General features: G+C 44.5%; 9 protein-coding genes and 1 tRNA gene. 6 read left to right on the top strand and 4 right to left on the bottom strand.

What is annotated here, in order from left to right:
* Positions 1-33 precede the first annotated feature (33 nt).
* Positions 34-684: a TetR/AcrR family transcriptional regulator gene (locus ACA086_RS11245; protein WP_371003404.1), complete on the bottom strand. Its 651-nt coding sequence runs from the start codon at positions 682-684 to the stop codon at positions 34-36.
* Positions 685-881: 197 nt separating this feature from the next.
* Here ACA086_RS11245 and ACA086_RS11240 point away from each other — a divergent pair.
* Positions 882-955, top strand: a tRNA-Arg gene (locus tag ACA086_RS11240).
* Between the two features lie 489 nt (positions 956-1,444).
* On the opposite strand, the gene ACA086_RS11235 is transcribed toward ACA086_RS11240, so the two are convergent.
* The gene (locus ACA086_RS11235; protein ID WP_371003403.1) at positions 1,445-3,388 is read right to left on the bottom strand and encodes a helix-turn-helix domain-containing protein; all 1,944 of its coding nucleotides are present in this window, start codon (positions 3,386-3,388) and stop codon (positions 1,445-1,447) included.
* Between the two features lie 192 nt (positions 3,389-3,580).
* On the opposite strand from ACA086_RS11235, the gene ACA086_RS11230 reads away from it, so the two are divergent.
* Positions 3,581-4,282 (top strand): hypothetical protein, encoded by a 702-nt coding sequence (locus ACA086_RS11230; RefSeq protein WP_371003402.1) that lies wholly within the window; start codon positions 3,581-3,583, stop codon positions 4,280-4,282.
* 121 nt (positions 4,283-4,403) lie between these two features.
* Here the strand turns inward: ACA086_RS11230 and ACA086_RS11225 are convergent, their stop codons facing one another.
* Entirely contained in the window at positions 4,404-4,817 is a 414-nt protein-coding gene (locus ACA086_RS11225) for a hypothetical protein (protein ID WP_371003401.1), read from the bottom strand.
* A gap of 204 nt (positions 4,818-5,021) precedes the next feature.
* On the opposite strand from ACA086_RS11225, the gene ACA086_RS11220 reads away from it, so the two are divergent.
* The 4 genes from ACA086_RS11220 to ACA086_RS11205 all read left to right on the top strand — a co-directional run bounded on the left by ACA086_RS11220 (position 5,022) and on the right by ACA086_RS11205 (position 11,317).
* Positions 5,022-6,152, top strand: coding sequence for a glycerate kinase (locus tag ACA086_RS11220; protein ID WP_371003400.1), 1,131 nt, complete (start codon positions 5,022-5,024; stop codon positions 6,150-6,152).
* A gap of 61 nt (positions 6,153-6,213) precedes the next feature.
* On the top strand, positions 6,214-8,379 hold the full coding sequence (locus ACA086_RS11215; protein WP_371003399.1) for a DUF5916 domain-containing protein: 2,166 nt from the start codon (positions 6,214-6,216) through the stop codon (positions 8,377-8,379).
* Positions 8,380-8,421: 42 nt separating this feature from the next.
* Positions 8,422-9,159: a prolyl oligopeptidase family serine peptidase gene (locus ACA086_RS11210; RefSeq protein ID WP_371003398.1), complete on the top strand. Its 738-nt coding sequence runs from the start codon at positions 8,422-8,424 to the stop codon at positions 9,157-9,159.
* A gap of 46 nt (positions 9,160-9,205) precedes the next feature.
* Entirely contained in the window at positions 9,206-11,317 is a 2,112-nt protein-coding gene (locus tag ACA086_RS11205; RefSeq protein ID WP_371003397.1) for a thioredoxin domain-containing protein, read from the top strand.
* On the opposite strand, the gene ACA086_RS11200 is transcribed toward ACA086_RS11205, so the two are convergent.
* The gene (locus ACA086_RS11200; protein WP_371003396.1) at positions 11,274-14,600 is read right to left on the bottom strand and encodes an FG-GAP-like repeat-containing protein; all 3,327 of its coding nucleotides are present in this window, start codon (positions 14,598-14,600) and stop codon (positions 11,274-11,276) included. The genes ACA086_RS11205 and ACA086_RS11200 overlap by 44 nt on opposite strands.
* Positions 14,601-14,671 lie beyond the last annotated feature (71 nt).

Here is a 14,671-nt window from a genome sequence, read left to right as displayed (position 1 = left end):
ACCTGCATTCACAAATCCCTTATCATTCTGCAGTTATTCAGTCGAACTAAGATCTTGTCTTAGCTTTTCCAGGAATCTTTTATTTGCTTCGACACCTTTTTCTGTCAAATATGGATATATAAGACTGAAATTTGATTCCATTCCTTTGAGGACCAAATCCTCTTCGTAGCCTTTTATACGTGCATATGAGATCCAGAAATGGGTATTCCTCCATTGATGTGCAGCCAGTTCATCGTAAAGACTCGGAAATTCTTCTGGTTCAGGCTTCATATATCCCATACCTATAGCGAGGTAATTAACGCCTTTGATCATTTTAAAGGCTTCTTCGATCTGCTCTTTGATCAGTTTGTTGACCTCAGGATACGTTTTTAATATATTGGGAGTGTCGAGGAAGAAAAAGCAAAATTGCTGCTGGAAGACGAAGAAGCTTTTGGTGATCACTAGGCCTTCACCTTCCATGATAAAGGTTTTGTTGCCGTAAACATCTTCAACAAGGACTTCTGTCATATAATCGAAGATCGCTTTAACCAGGTCTTTTTTGGTGGCGTAATGATAATTGAAATTACTAAGGCTTATCCCACTTTTTTTGGCAATATCCTGATTCCTGACATTGTGGATTCCGGATTCATTGAAGAGTTCTACCGCGGCAAGGATGATCTTTTTTTTCGTTTTACTTATGGGCATAAGATCTCTGTTTCAAGCTCAATTATAACTTATATATACTATATCGCTTTATTTGGAAAATTAGTGTATGATATACTAACATTATTTTCACATAGTCTCTTAATAAATACGATGGAAGTGGGCGGGAGTATAAATAATGAGATCAATACCTTTTATACTATACAATACATTAGTATATTTGCCCCGCAAAAAAGAGAGGTCGCGTAGCTCAGCTGGATAGAGCATCTGCCTTCTAAGCAGACGGTCACAGGTTCGAATCCTGTCGCGATCACTTAAAGCACAAACCCTGCAACCTGGTTGCAGGGTTATTTATTTCATGAAGCCTTTCAAATATGTTTGAAAAAGGCGAAATGAAATAAATAACCATAAAGCGCATCGCGCTTTGCCGGTTTGTATTTTCACATGGGAATGTCAAGGATCACTGTAAGTAATCCTGTCTCTATCCCAAGGAATAAAAATAAAAGCAAGAGTTATAACCCTTGGATTTTCTACCTGCCTGCCGGCAGGCAGGTTTGCAAAGGGGAGTACAAAGGATCACTGTAAGTAATCCTGTCTCTATCCCAAGGAATAAAAATAAAAGTAAGGGGTGGTAACCCTTTGGTTTTCTACCTACCTGCCGGCAGGCAGGTTTTCACATGGCAAAGCAAGGGATCACTGTTAGTAATTCACATCATTTTTCTTTTTTTTGAATTTCAACAAGGGGTACTGTCAGGATCACTGTAAGTATTTCTCTTTATTTTCAAATCGGAACTTTGCAGGATCAACGCAGGACAACGTCCCCTTCATCTATATTGAGCATTTTATCCCAGGCGGGATCCCAATCCCACTCCGCCTTTAAGTATGCGATGACCTCAGCCCGCATTTGGTGCATTTCTTTTTCAATATCGTTGTTGAGTTCCAGGAACTCCGGATTATCCTCAAAGGCGGCATACTTCGAACATTTTAAATTTCTGTAAAAGGCCAATCTGTTCTTCTCCTCAAAAAAGGTTTTCCTGGACAGACTAACAAACCCATCAATATCATTTTGCAGATAGAAACAATCTAATGGATCAAATTTCTTGCCTATGGAATTTCTGTCGTAATACTGCTCATAATAGGAGCAAAGGAAATCGGCAAAGATATCAGCCTTTCGGTGTTCTTCTTGCTTTCGCAATGCTTCCACATAGGTACTGATAGGTTCTATATCTGAGTTCCTGATATATTCAGGGCCGTAATTTCCTGTCTCAATACTGTCATAAAGACTTGTAAATTGTTGTAGGAGTATACGTTCTGAATTCTGGGCATCTCCCTTTAGAAGATGGATCTTCGCTATTCTGGCTATGGCCAGATCTTCCTGCAGACCCTTGTTCACTTGCCAGATGATGGTCAGGTCTAACGCATCTTCATACCTGCCTTCTGCGATACAAAGAGCAAACGCAGGTTCGTAGGTATAATATGTATTTTCCGGATATCGTATTTGGATCAGCTGACTGTATTTTTTAGCCATAGGTAACAGGTCCAGGTCAAGTGAGATCATGCTGTTCCAGTACATAAAGCCATACAAGAAGGGAGAAACCTTTAGTGCTTTATGAAAATTCTTAAAGGCCTGCACATGTCCGTCTATGGAACTCTCAGCCAGAAACAATGACTTGAAATATAAGCCTCCTGGTCGATCACTGTTAATGATGACCTCCTCTATCATATCCATGGCTCTTTCTCGCTCATTCTTTTTCCAGAACAGGTCCCTGGCCAGTACAGTTTTATAGAAGTAATTTTGTGGTTCCAATGAAGACGATTCCAATAAATGAGCATGAGAGGTTTCGTACTGGCCCAGGCTTCGATACACCTGGTACAAACGATAATGGGCCCTGTCATTTTCCGGATCCTCTTCCAATACGCTTTGGAAGGCTCCGATGATCAATGAGGAATCCCGGGGGAAAACCCGGTTCTTCCAGGCCAGATCTGCTTTTGCCAATAGTACTTCCGCACTTTCCGGGTCTAGTTCCAGGGCCCTCTGGGTATATTTTTTCATCATCTTGTCTCGCTCCTGTTTTTTCAGGCTGCCGTAATAGTGCCACTGTCCATACAGGAAAGACAACTCTGCATGGGCTTCGGCAAAGGACGGATCGAGGGCAACAGCCTCCTCCAGCAGGCCAATAGCCTTGGGCAATATACTATCTATTCTTTGTTCTCCTAACTCCCGGGCTTCAACATATAATTTGTAGGCTTTCAGGCTTGTTCTGCGGTTGACTGATAAATCGACGGTGATCTCTTTGTCGGACTTTGAGCCACCAAGTGCGCCCATTGACCAGAAGACAAGGATTAGGACTGCTATGGCTCCCAGAACAAGAGGAATGGTCCTGTTTTTTGTTTTTGGAATTTTCTCGGATTTTGAAACATTTCCATTCTGTTTGGAAACACTTGGGGAAAACCCATAATAATCCTTGAAAGCGGTGGAGAAATAAGTTGGGCTACTAAATCCGACCATAAAAGCGATCTCCCCAATGGAATAGGATTCGGTTTTAATAAGTTCCAGGGCCCTTTCCAGTCTGATTTCACGAATAAACTGGCTGGCCGACTTATTCTCAAACTTCTTGATCCTCTTGTAGAGCTCAGAACGGCTTACCCCTAATTCCTTAGCGAGCATCTCCACCCCGAACTGAGAATTGAGAAGGTTGTCTAAGACGATCTCCCTGGCCCTGTAAATAAAGTCTGAAGCATTCACGAGGTAGAAGTAAATTAGGTACCTATTAAAGTTAAGGGATTCGGCTGATTAATAAAAATGTAACTCATTGAAAGTGAATGACATCATAATTTAAAACCTTAAAAAAAATTTTAAAGCATCCGCCACATGGTTAAAATGCTCTTTTTCTGTTTTTAGGGAACTTTAATTCACAACCTTAAAAACACTCGCATTATGAAAACTAAAGCACTGATTTCACTGTTTACAATTTTCTTCTTTTTTTCCTGTTCAACAGAAGAAGAATCCGACCTTCAATTAAATGACATGCAAACTCTGCAAACTAAGCACCCCCTGGCAGGCATGCTTGCTACCGAAAGTGGCAGGCAGTCCCTGGCGGCCTTTGTCAATGCCCGAAACACAGCCAAAGGCAACGGTAATGGGGTGGTCTTTATCAAAAATGGGGCAGACTATGCTGCCTGTGGATGGGACGATAAGAACGCGGTCTGTGTCTATGAGATCGATGAGAATGGTTTTTACCGCTCGCCTATAGACGTGCATTTACTGCCTAATGGAGAAGCCCAGTTCATTGGGCATTCTAAAGATTTCGCCGTGGAAGTATACGCCCTCCCTGAATGGGATCTTATCTATTCTAACCTCTGTATGGATAAATTCAGAGGCAACCTTCACATCAACCTAAAAGGCACATACGAACTCATCACCGACGATCCCTTTGTGGATTTTGATTACTACACTTTTGTTGAGCCTTCTTCTGCTAATAATATGCAGATCACAACATGGGTGGATGATGCAGTGCGGAACCTGGATATCGATCTCCTGACCTGGGATTGTGTAGAACCCACTACAGAAAAGAAATTAAAGGTCACTAGTCTCTTTAAGCAAAATGGAGGGATGAATTTTAAGATCCGGGGACTTTAATGGTCTGGAGTAGTATTACTCAGAATTTATTCAGCAAACCAATACTTATTCGAGGAAAGTCCACCCTAGTGGACTTTCTTCTTTTCATTATCTATAACACAGCCTTCTGAATATTCTGGCCTTAAGGCCTTTCCCATCCAAAATGCTCCTTTACCATGGCCTTCACCTGATTATCTGTCATACTATCGGCTGTATCAACCGTCTTTACTTTAGCCGCTATTTCAGGATACTTTTCAGACAATTCTTTGGCAAATTTTTCCTTCACCTCTGCGGGTCCGAAAACTGATATCACATCCGCACTTTTTATTGCGTTGGCCAGATTTGTAAAATAATCCCGCATCTGATGCTTCTCCCGCTCCAGATACTTGCTGTCATGAACCACCTGTTGCGGGCCCCAGCGGGTCTTGGAACGCGATCCCCCGCGTACATTAAACGATTCCAGTTCTGATGCTATCGTTTTAAAGTGCTCTTTTTCTCCCTCCAAGGTGACGATATGTACCTTTTCCTTATCGATCCAGATACCAATTTTTTTCATGACCGTAATTTTTAATTCAAACTATAATACGCCTCCAGTTCAAGGCGATAATTCAAATTACAACTTATACATGGAGGTTAAAATGATAATTGTCAGGCTGCCATGACAATTGATCTATTCTTTTTATCGAGTCTATCCAACTATTGATTATTTTAATGCGATGGATAGATTGAAACTAATACGTCCTTCTAAGCTTTTTGTCCTATGAAGAAGTTTGCGCTTGCCCCGGATAAGTTTAAAGGTTCCCTCACAGGTATGGAATTTTGTGAAGCCTTTGAGACCGGATTGCGAAAGGTATATTCGGAAGTTGAAATAATCAGATTACCTCTGGCCGATGGAGGCGACGGCACCATCGAAGTGGTTCGATATTACCTCAATGCCGATACCTTTTTAGTAACCGTAAACGACCCCTTATTCAGATCAATACAGGCATCCTACCTCTATTCACCAGACTCTGCAACGGCATATATCGAAATGGCCGAAGCTTCGGGTCTTAAGGTATTGCAGGACCATGAAAGGAACTGTATGAGAACCACAACCCTGGGGACAGGACAACTAATAGCAGATGCCATTAGCAAAGGAGCTAAGGAGATCATTCTGGGTATTGGGGGCAGTGCCACCAATGATGCCGGAATGGGGATGGCCACTGCCATGGGTTTTCAATTTTTAGACGAGTATGGAAAGACCCTTAGTCCGGTTGGAGCTAATCTCCTCCATGTTGCCAGCATTGATACCTCTGGGGTGATCCCTGAACTAAAGCATGTACTTTTTAAGGTAGCCTGCGATGTGACCAACCCATTCTACGGTCCCAGCGGGGCAGCTCATGTCTTTGCCAGGCAAAAGGGGGCATCTGATACAGATATAGTAGAATTGGATAAAGGATTGAGAAGTTTTGCCAAGGTTCTTGAAAGTCATTTTAATATAGACGTACAGGGAATAACCGGGGCAGGAGCCGCCGGTGGAATGGGTGCTGCCGCCTGCGTTTTCCTCAATGCGGAACTCGTCTCGGGGATTGAGATGGTCAAAGACCTGGCAGATTTTGACAGCAAAGTAAAAGGGGCCGACTGGATTATTACCGGGGAGGGAAAACTGGATGATCAGACCTTGTCGGGCAAAGCCATACAGGGAGTCCTTGATTCAGCTAATAAATTTGGAATTCCGGTTGCTGCTTTTTGTGGGATCATTGATATCTCCGAAAGCACTGCTAAAAAATTAGGTCTGGCCTACTGGGTTTCCGTATCCCGTGACATGCCCAATTTAGAAGAAGCACTTAAGCATAGTTATGCCAATGTGGTAAACGCCGCAGCCGATTTTGCCGAAAAACAGCTCAAATAATACATCCATATTTAGGGCAGATTCCCGTATCTTTAGTTTCAATTTTTCATGAAATTACCTGGTGTTCCGAAATCTCTTTTTTATTTTTTTCTTCGCACTCTTTAGCAGTATTCTGCAGGCTCAGGTGGAGGCTAGACCCTCGCTGGCGGCCGGGAGATTTGAAAGAGAGATCAGGATTGACGGCCTGCTCGATGAGGAGGAATGGAAGAATGCACCTGTGCTTGATAGCTTTCTTACAACGGTCCCTGAGGAAAAAGGTACTCCCTCTGCCCGTACCCTGGTAAGGGTACTGGTCGATGAAAGAGCCGTGGTCATTGGAATCCAATGCTTTGATCCCGAACCCGATAAGATTGTACGTTTCTCCAAGCTTAGGGATACGGATATATCCGAAGAAGACCACGTAAAAGTCGTGATAGATCCTTTCCTTGACGGCCAATCTGGGTATATCCTGGCTGTGAATGCCAATGCAGCGCGTTACGATGCCCTGGTCTCCAACAGGGGCGAGTCTGAGAATGAGGACTGGGACGCTATCTGGGAAGCCCGAACAAGTATTAATGAAGAGGGATGGGTGGCAGAGATCCGTCTGCCCATCCAAAGCATCTATTTTGATAAAAGCCTCAATGAATGGGGGTTTAATGTGGAAAGGCGCATTCAAAGAAATCAGGAGACCATCCGATGGGCCAATGTACAGCGGGATCAATTCTTCGGGCAGACCAGCAGGGCCGGCTTACTCACCAACCTACCGGTTTTCAACTATGGAATAGGCGCTAATATCAGGCCCTCCCTTGTGGGGGCCATGAATAAGGTTGGGGAAGACGGGGCCGCAGTGGTAGATATGGCCACAAGCCTGGATGCCAGTCAGAGATTGGGTGCCAATGTGCTGGCTACGCTTACCGTAAATACCGACTTTGCAGAAACAGAGGTAGACACCCGTCAGACCAACCTCACTCGCTTTCCGCTCTTCTTTCCTGAAAAAAGGACATTCTTTCTCGAAGGCTCCGACATATTTGAATTTGGTTTTGGAACTGGAAACAGGACCGTTCTCCCCTTTTTCAGCAGGAGGATCGGGCTCTTTGGGAGTAGTCAGGTCCCCATTATGTTCGGGGGTAAAATAAACGGCAGAATAGGGAATACGGCCTTCGGGGGCCTGGGGATAAGAACAAACTCCTTTGAGGACGACGGCACCTCCTACGACGCTACCACCATGGGGGTAATGCGTGTTCGTCAGAATGTTTTTAAAGAAAGTACGGTGGGCATGATCACCTCTTTTGGGGATCCATCAGGGAGGGAGGGTAGTTTTATGTCGGGCCTCGATTTCACCTACCAGACCACCCGTTTTAATGGAAACAAAAACTTCATTGCCGGTGCCTGGGCACTCTATACAGACCGGGAGGATCTTAGTGACGATCGCTCCGCTTTCGGTTTTAAGGTAGACTACCCCAATGATAAATGGGACCTTTCCTTAACCTATGCGCGGATCGGTGAATTCTTTGACCCTTCCCTAGGCTTTGTTCCGCGAAAGGGCATTCACTCTCTGAGGATAGGCTCTATCTACGCCCCCAGGCCTGAATGGCCATTGGTGAGGCAGATGTTTTATCAATTCTTTCTCACTTATATCAAAGGCATAGGGGAAGAATGGCAGTCCTATAGTGTTTTTACAGCACCGATAAACTGGCAAATGGAAAGTGGGGATCGCATTGAAATGAATGTGAGGCCTGCAGGGGAAAATATTCTGGTGCCTTTTGAAATTGCAGATAATGTGATCATTCCTGAAGGCAAATATAATTTTATGAGGTACAGGATGGAGATCGAGTTTGCGCCAAAGAGACGCTTAAGCGGACAGGCTACCTGGTGGTTTGGAAGTTTTTATGACGGTACCCTGGATGAACTGGAGCTGGAATTAAACTGGAATCCCACTTCTTTACTCGGGTTCGAATTTAATGGCTTGAGGAATATAGGCAGGCTGCCCTTCGGGGATTTTGATCAAACCCTGATAGGCACACGGATTCGTTTTAATGTTACATCAGACCTGCAACTCAACAGTTATGTTCAGTACGACACAGACAGCAGGATATTGGGGATCAATGCGCGTATTCACTGGATATTTTCACCTTTAGGAGATGTATTCCTTGTCTTTAACCACAATACATTTAATGACATAACCGACCGGTGGACGCTTCAGAATGAACAGATCTTGCTAAAAGTGCGCTATAACTTTAGATTGTGAATGTGGAACGGGCTTATTTAACGATTAAACGATTAGTAAAAAATGGAATCTATAAAGATGTACAACAATCTGTCAATTAAGATGTTAATTGGCGTATTTCTGATGATATTTTCTTCCTGCAGTGCCCAGAAACAACTCATTGAGGGGGAAGAAGAGACCCTGATCAGGGAAAATCTGCAGTACTATCTCTACTTTCCCGAAACCTATGAGAAAAATGAAAGCGAACTATTTCCCTTATTGCTTTTTCTCCACGGGGGAGGGGAGTCCGGGGATAGTCTGGCGGTGTTAAAGAAGAACGGTCCGCCTAAAATGCTGGCCGAGGGGAAGCAGTTTCCCTTTATGGTGCTGGCCCCTCAGAATCCCCATAAAAAACAATGGTGGAATGTTCGTGCAGTGATGAAATTACTTGACACTGTGATGAGCCAATACCGGGTGGATCCAAAAAGGATCTACTTGTCGGGTCTAAGCAGGGGTGGGAGTGCAGCCTGGGAACTGGCGGTGCAGTACCCTGATCGCTTTGCTGCCCTGGCCGTCGTTTGCGGTATGGCTCCTGTACCCTATGCATCCTGGATCAATAAAGACCTGCCTATCTGGGTCTTTCATGGCACCGAGGACAGGTCCATCCCCTTTACGGAGTCCGAGGCTATGGTTGCCTCTTTAAAACAAATGGGATACGATGTCACTTTTACGGTCTATGAAGGTGTAGGCCATGACTCCTGGATACAAGCCTATCAGACAGAGGCATTATACGACTGGATGATGAAACAGAAGCTGGAATGAAGATGCGTAAATATTGTATTTTCGTCATTCAAACTGCACAATTACAATGAAGCTGCATTACCGTTATTCTTTTCTCCTGATTACAGTCCTTGGTCTTATCTTTTCAACTTGCAAGGAGAAGGCCGATAAAGGAGAAGAACACGCCTATACCAATGCCCTGGTGCATGAGACCAGCCCTTACCTGCTGCAGCATGCGCATAACCCGGTGGATTGGGTTGCCTGGGGCGAAGAGGCTCTGGAAAAGGCTAAGGAAGAAGAAAAACTAATCATTGTAAGCATAGGGTATTCCTCCTGCCATTGGTGCCACGTAATGGAGGAGGAATGTTTTGAAGATGAGGAGGTAGCTGCGCTGATGAATGAGAACTTTATCAATATAAAAGTAGACAGGGAAGAACGGCCCGATGTGGACGAGGTGTATATGACGGCGGTACAACTCATGACAGGTAACGGGGGATGGCCGCTGAATGTGATCCTTTTGCCAAATGGTAAACCGCTATATGGAGGAACCTATCACACCAAGGCCCAATGGATGGAAGTCCTGAGTGAAGTCAATGCCAAGTACAATAACGACAAGGCCGGGGCCGAAGACTACGCCAACCGGGTGGCCAAGGGAGTAGCTGAAGTCAATTTTATTCCAAAAGTAGCCTCAGAACAACCCCTTCCGGATGATTTTCTGGAAAAGCCAATGGAGTCCTGGAAACTGCAATGGGATATGGAGAAAGGCGGGAACCTTGGGCGGGAAAAATTCATTATTCCGGCCAACCTGAATTACCTTCTTAATTACGCCCGACTTGTAGATGATCTGGAAACTGATGTTTTTGTAAAAAATACCCTGGATAAGATCCTTCAGGGCGGAATCTATGACCATGTAGGTGGCGGATTTTTCAGATACAGCACAGACCCCTCATGGAAAGTCCCTCACTTTGAGAAAATGCTTTATGACCAGGCACAACTCCTAAGCCTGTATTCAAAAGCATATGCCTTGTATAAAGAGCCGGCCTATAAAAAGGCAGTATTGCAGACCATTTCTTTTCTCGAAAGGGAGATGAAGGGATCGGATGGGGGATTTTATGCGGCTATGGACGCCGATAGTGAAGGGATGGAAGGCGCCTATTATACCTGGAAGGAAGAAGAGTTAAAAAGCATATTGGGAGACGATTTTGGGTTGTTTGCTGAATATTATTCCATTAATCCTGCCGCAGCCTGGGAAGAGGATCGTTATGTTCTTTTTAAAGAAGAGCCCGATGTTGCATTTGCAAAGGCACACGATATTACCCTTGCCGATTTATCATCCAAGACAGATACCTGGCATAAGGAATTGCTGGAGGCCAGAAAAGAACGTATCGCTCCACGGAAAGATGATAAGATCATCACCTCCTGGAATGCCTTGTTGATCTCTGGTTTTATAGATGCCTATAAGGCTTTTGGAGATCCGGTGCTACTGGAAAAGGCAATTGTGATATTCCAATCTTTAAAGTCATCCGCATTTACAGATGGAAAAGTATTACACTCTTATAAAAAAGGGAGCACTCGTGAAGAGGGATTCCTGGAAGACTACGCTTTTCTGGCTCGGGCCAGTTTTTCCCTCTATGAGGTTACACTGGATACTACTTATCTCGATTTTACTGAAAAACTTATGGGGGAATTAGAATCCCGTTTTTCAGATGAGGATTCGGGAATGTTCCGCTATAATGAGGGGGATGAGCTCATCGCCAGCATCATCAAGATTGACGACGGGGTGATTCCATCTCCCAATGCCGTAGTAGCGGAGAATTACCTGTTACTGGGGCATCTCAAGTACGACAAGGCTTACCTGGAAAAAGCCGATCAGATGTTAATGACTGTAAGTGCGCGAGTGGGCCAGGCCATAAACAACTATTCATATTGGTCAGATCTTATCTTAACCAGGGTGAATCCATTTTATGAGATCGTGACAGTAGGGGAGGAAGCTGAATTGCTTAGTGCAGAATTCCACAAGCTGTTTTTACCGAGTGCCCTGGTTGTCGGTAGCCCGGTATCTAGCGATCTGGCCCTGTTTAAGGACAGGTATATGGAAGGGGAGACCTATATCTATGTCTGCACCAATAACACCTGTAAACTGCCTGTTAAAACCGTTATTGAAGGCTTGCAGCAATTGCGGGACTTTCAGGGGAATTGACCTTGACCAGTTGCAGGGAATCGCTATTCCTCGCAACCAGGACATATTCATCCCTGTCTATTTCTATTACCGCCATATCCTTTACATCTCCGGGGGTAAACCATCCACTTTCAATTCCAGTTTTTGCAGTAAACTGTCCGTTGCCATTTCCTTTTAGGAAAAGTCCGTTGCTGGCATCATTCCTGGGAGTCTCTACTTCTGAGCTGTACAGATTACCTGCGATGACGATATCCAGGTGGGAGTCACCATCGTAATCGTCTACCAGGATCTGGTTGATGCTGGAGAGTTGTGCCATATTAGGCAATTGGTGAGAAACGAATCCCTGGTCTGTATTTTCCAGATAAACACTGGCAAATGAGGTAACCTGGTAATGCAAAGCCTCTTCCAGGTATTGTTCGGTATAGACATCCTCCAGGGTAGCTGTTGAAAAGGAGGCGTAATCCTCAAATTTTTTCTTGATTCCCGGCATTTGCTGGGAGGAGCATTCGCGTCCGCGTAGCGGATATTTCTTCCCGCCATTGAAATAGCTCAGAACAATGTCAGAGGTTCCGCTTTTGTCAAAATCGTGGTAGTAAATGTCAAAAGTCTCCTGTTCGTTGGCCTTGTATTTATAATTCAACCCCAGGTTCCCTGCGATATAATCCATATCCCCATCCGAATCGAAGTCGCCTTCCTGAACACTAAACCACCACCCGGTAGAACCTGCCAGTCCCACATTTGTGGTCACGTTTTCAAAAGTCCCTTTCTTGTTCTCAAGCACCGTTAGTGGCATCCATTCTCCGGTTATAAGCAGATCCTCCCACCCATCATTGTTGTAGTCCGTCCAGATGGCATCGGTTACCATCCCCAGGTCATTGAGGTAAGGAGCTACTTCATCTGTGATGTCGGCAAAGAGGGCTCCCCCTTTATCGGTACTTATATTTTCGAGAATATAACTTGCGGCTGGCAAGGGATACTGTCCGGGAACAAGCCTTCCTCCAACAAACAAATCCAGGTCTCCATCCTTGTCAAAATCAGTTGCTTTTACTCTCGATCCACTGCTGAACATCTGCGGAAGCGATTTTGGAGCCTTAACGAGTTGACCGCTTCCGTCATTGAGGTAGAGTCGGTCCTGTAGTAATTTTGATCCTGGGCTGAATTCATTTCCCCCGCTTACCATATACAGGTCATTGTCACCATCACCCTCGGCATCAAAAATTAGAATGCCCAGGTCTTCATAAACACTGTCGCGGGCTACGGAAGGCATCACTTGTCTTTCGAACCCTTCAGTGCTTTTAAAATAGATTCCTGCAGGGTGATTAGCAGCTCCTCCCACCACAAAGTCGTCTTCCCCGTCTCCATTGAGGTCCCCAACCCCAATCCCAGGGCCAAACATGGAAGTCTGGTGGGGGAGGAGGATCTCCTTAAGGAAATCGTTGTAATAGTTTTCCTCATGCCTGAAATCTATCCCCTGCTTTCCAGGATCTACCTTAGTAAAAGGTTTTTCCCGAATTGCAATTTCATTTCTGATCGCCTCTCCGGCTTCCGAATAATCAATTAGCATCCTGCTGTCTGAATTCAAGCCGGTGAGTAGTTGTTCCTTTCCATCGGGCCAACGTACCAGAAGGCTGTCTAGTTGCTCCTGCTGTCCCAAACCGAAATGCAGTTGTGGTGCCACAGACGACTGAAATCCCCTGCTGAGGGTCATTTCCTGAAACTGTTTTTCCCCCTGCCTCATCACCGTAACCTTTACACCTATACCAAAAGGATTCTTTTCGGGCCCCTTAAAGTTTAGGGTGAGGGAATTGTTGCTCCCTGAACTCAGGTTTTCAAAAACTGAAGCTACGTCGTCAATATTATTGGTGATGACCTCCAGGTCGCCATCATTGTCCAGATCGGCATATACAGAACCATTGGAAAAACCTTCGAAGCTAATACCCCAGGTCTTGTTCATCTGGGAGAAGGTGAGGTCCCGGTTATTTCTGAATACAAAATTATCTATGGGTTCTGATGGAATGGTTTGTGATCGCTCAAGAAGATTATCCATAGGCCTGCCCTCTTTTTCCCAGTTCAGGAAAAAGTCGCGGTTGTTGATCTCTCGCCGCGTCCCGTTGGAAATAAAAATATCTTTCCACCCATCGTTGTCGAGGTCAGCAAATAAAGGGCCCCAGCTCCAATCTGTGGAAGAGACTCCTGCCAGCCTTGAGATATTACTGAAATCCGGCAGGCTGTCATAAAGAAGGCCGTTGTTGAGCTGCAGGCTGTTCTGCATATATTGATAGTGGAAACCGGAATTTACAGTAGACCAGAAGAGGTCGGGATTCATACTGGCCATGTTGGCCTTTGATCTGCGGTTTACATTGGCGGTCATGTCTACCTGGAGGATATCGAGGAGTTCATCGTTGTTAAAATCTGCGATATCGGCTCCCATGCCGTAAAAGGCTGTATTCTTGGTTACCTGTCTTACGACTTCAGAAAATGTACCGTCCTGGTTATTGACAAAGAGATAATCGGGTGTGGAGAAGTCGTTCGAAACATAAATATCGGGCCAGCCGTCCTTATTGAGGTCTCCAACAGTGGCGCTGAGGGAAAGCCCAAAGGTCTTTAATCCTGCTTCTTCTGTAACATCAGAAAAGAACTTCCCATCATTTCGGTATAGCTTATCTATTTCCAGGGGTTTTGGATATTGCTGCTTAAAAGCATAATGACTATTAGGTGCATTGAATGGAGTAGGAGGATAGTTGGCCAGGTACATATCCAGATCGCCATCCAGATCATAGTCAAAAAATGTAGCCTGTACGCTATTTCCGGTATCTGCCAGGCCGTAGGCTTCAGCTTTTTCTGTAAAGGTATTGTCGCCGTTGTTGATAAACAGCTGATTTTCTTTATTCCCATAGCGTCCTCCTACAGAGCAGTAAATATCGAGCAATCCATCATGGTTTACATCTGCCATCGTGGTTCCAGTATACCATCGATCGTCTCCCGAAATACCAGCGGACTCTGAAATATCTTCAAAGGTCATATTTCCTTTGTTGAGGTAGAGTTTGTTGGGGACCATATTTCCTGTAAAAAAGAGATCAATAAGTCCATCATTGTTGATGTCTCCTGCCGAAACACCTCCCCCCATGTAGATATACGCATAGGTAAAATAATTGAGGGAATCACTTTCTACTAGTCGGTTTTCAAAAGAAATCCCGGTTTGATTCATTTCCAGTTTTCTGAAAATGGGGTCATTTTCCTCTTTATTTGATGAACAGGATAGTAGAAGTAAAATTGAAAATATGGCTAAAAGAAAACGGTTCATGAAAAAGATTTTGCAGAGAATATAAAAATAGAAAATCTCGGGGTACACCTAATAAAAAAACAGGGCATTTA

This window comes from Muriicola sp. E247 (genome assembly GCF_041358175.1).
GTDB lineage: Bacteria > Bacteroidota > Bacteroidia > Flavobacteriales > Flavobacteriaceae > Muriicola.
This window is presented reverse-complemented; position numbering and strand designations above follow the sequence as displayed.

Bases quoted from the DNA above. Each gene is read 5' to 3' on its own strand.
- ACA086_RS11245 (WP_371003404.1), bottom strand. From the start codon at position 684: ATGCCCATAAGTAAAACGAAAAAAAAGATCATCCTTGCCGCGGTAGAA.
- ACA086_RS11230 (WP_371003402.1), top strand. From the start codon at position 3,581: ATGAAAACTAAAGCACTGATTTCACTGTTTACAATTTTCTTCTTTTTT.
- ACA086_RS11225 (WP_371003401.1), bottom strand. From the start codon at position 4,817: ATGAAAAAAATTGGTATCTGGATCGATAAGGAAAAGGTACATATCGTC.
- ACA086_RS11220 (WP_371003400.1), top strand. From the start codon at position 5,022: ATGAAGAAGTTTGCGCTTGCCCCGGATAAGTTTAAAGGTTCCCTCACA.
- ACA086_RS11210 (WP_371003398.1), top strand. From the start codon at position 8,422: ATGGAATCTATAAAGATGTACAACAATCTGTCAATTAAGATGTTAATT.
- ACA086_RS11205 (WP_371003397.1), top strand. From the start codon at position 9,206: ATGAAGCTGCATTACCGTTATTCTTTTCTCCTGATTACAGTCCTTGGT.
- ACA086_RS11200 (WP_371003396.1), bottom strand. From the start codon at position 14,600: ATGAACCGTTTTCTTTTAGCCATATTTTCAATTTTACTTCTACTATCC.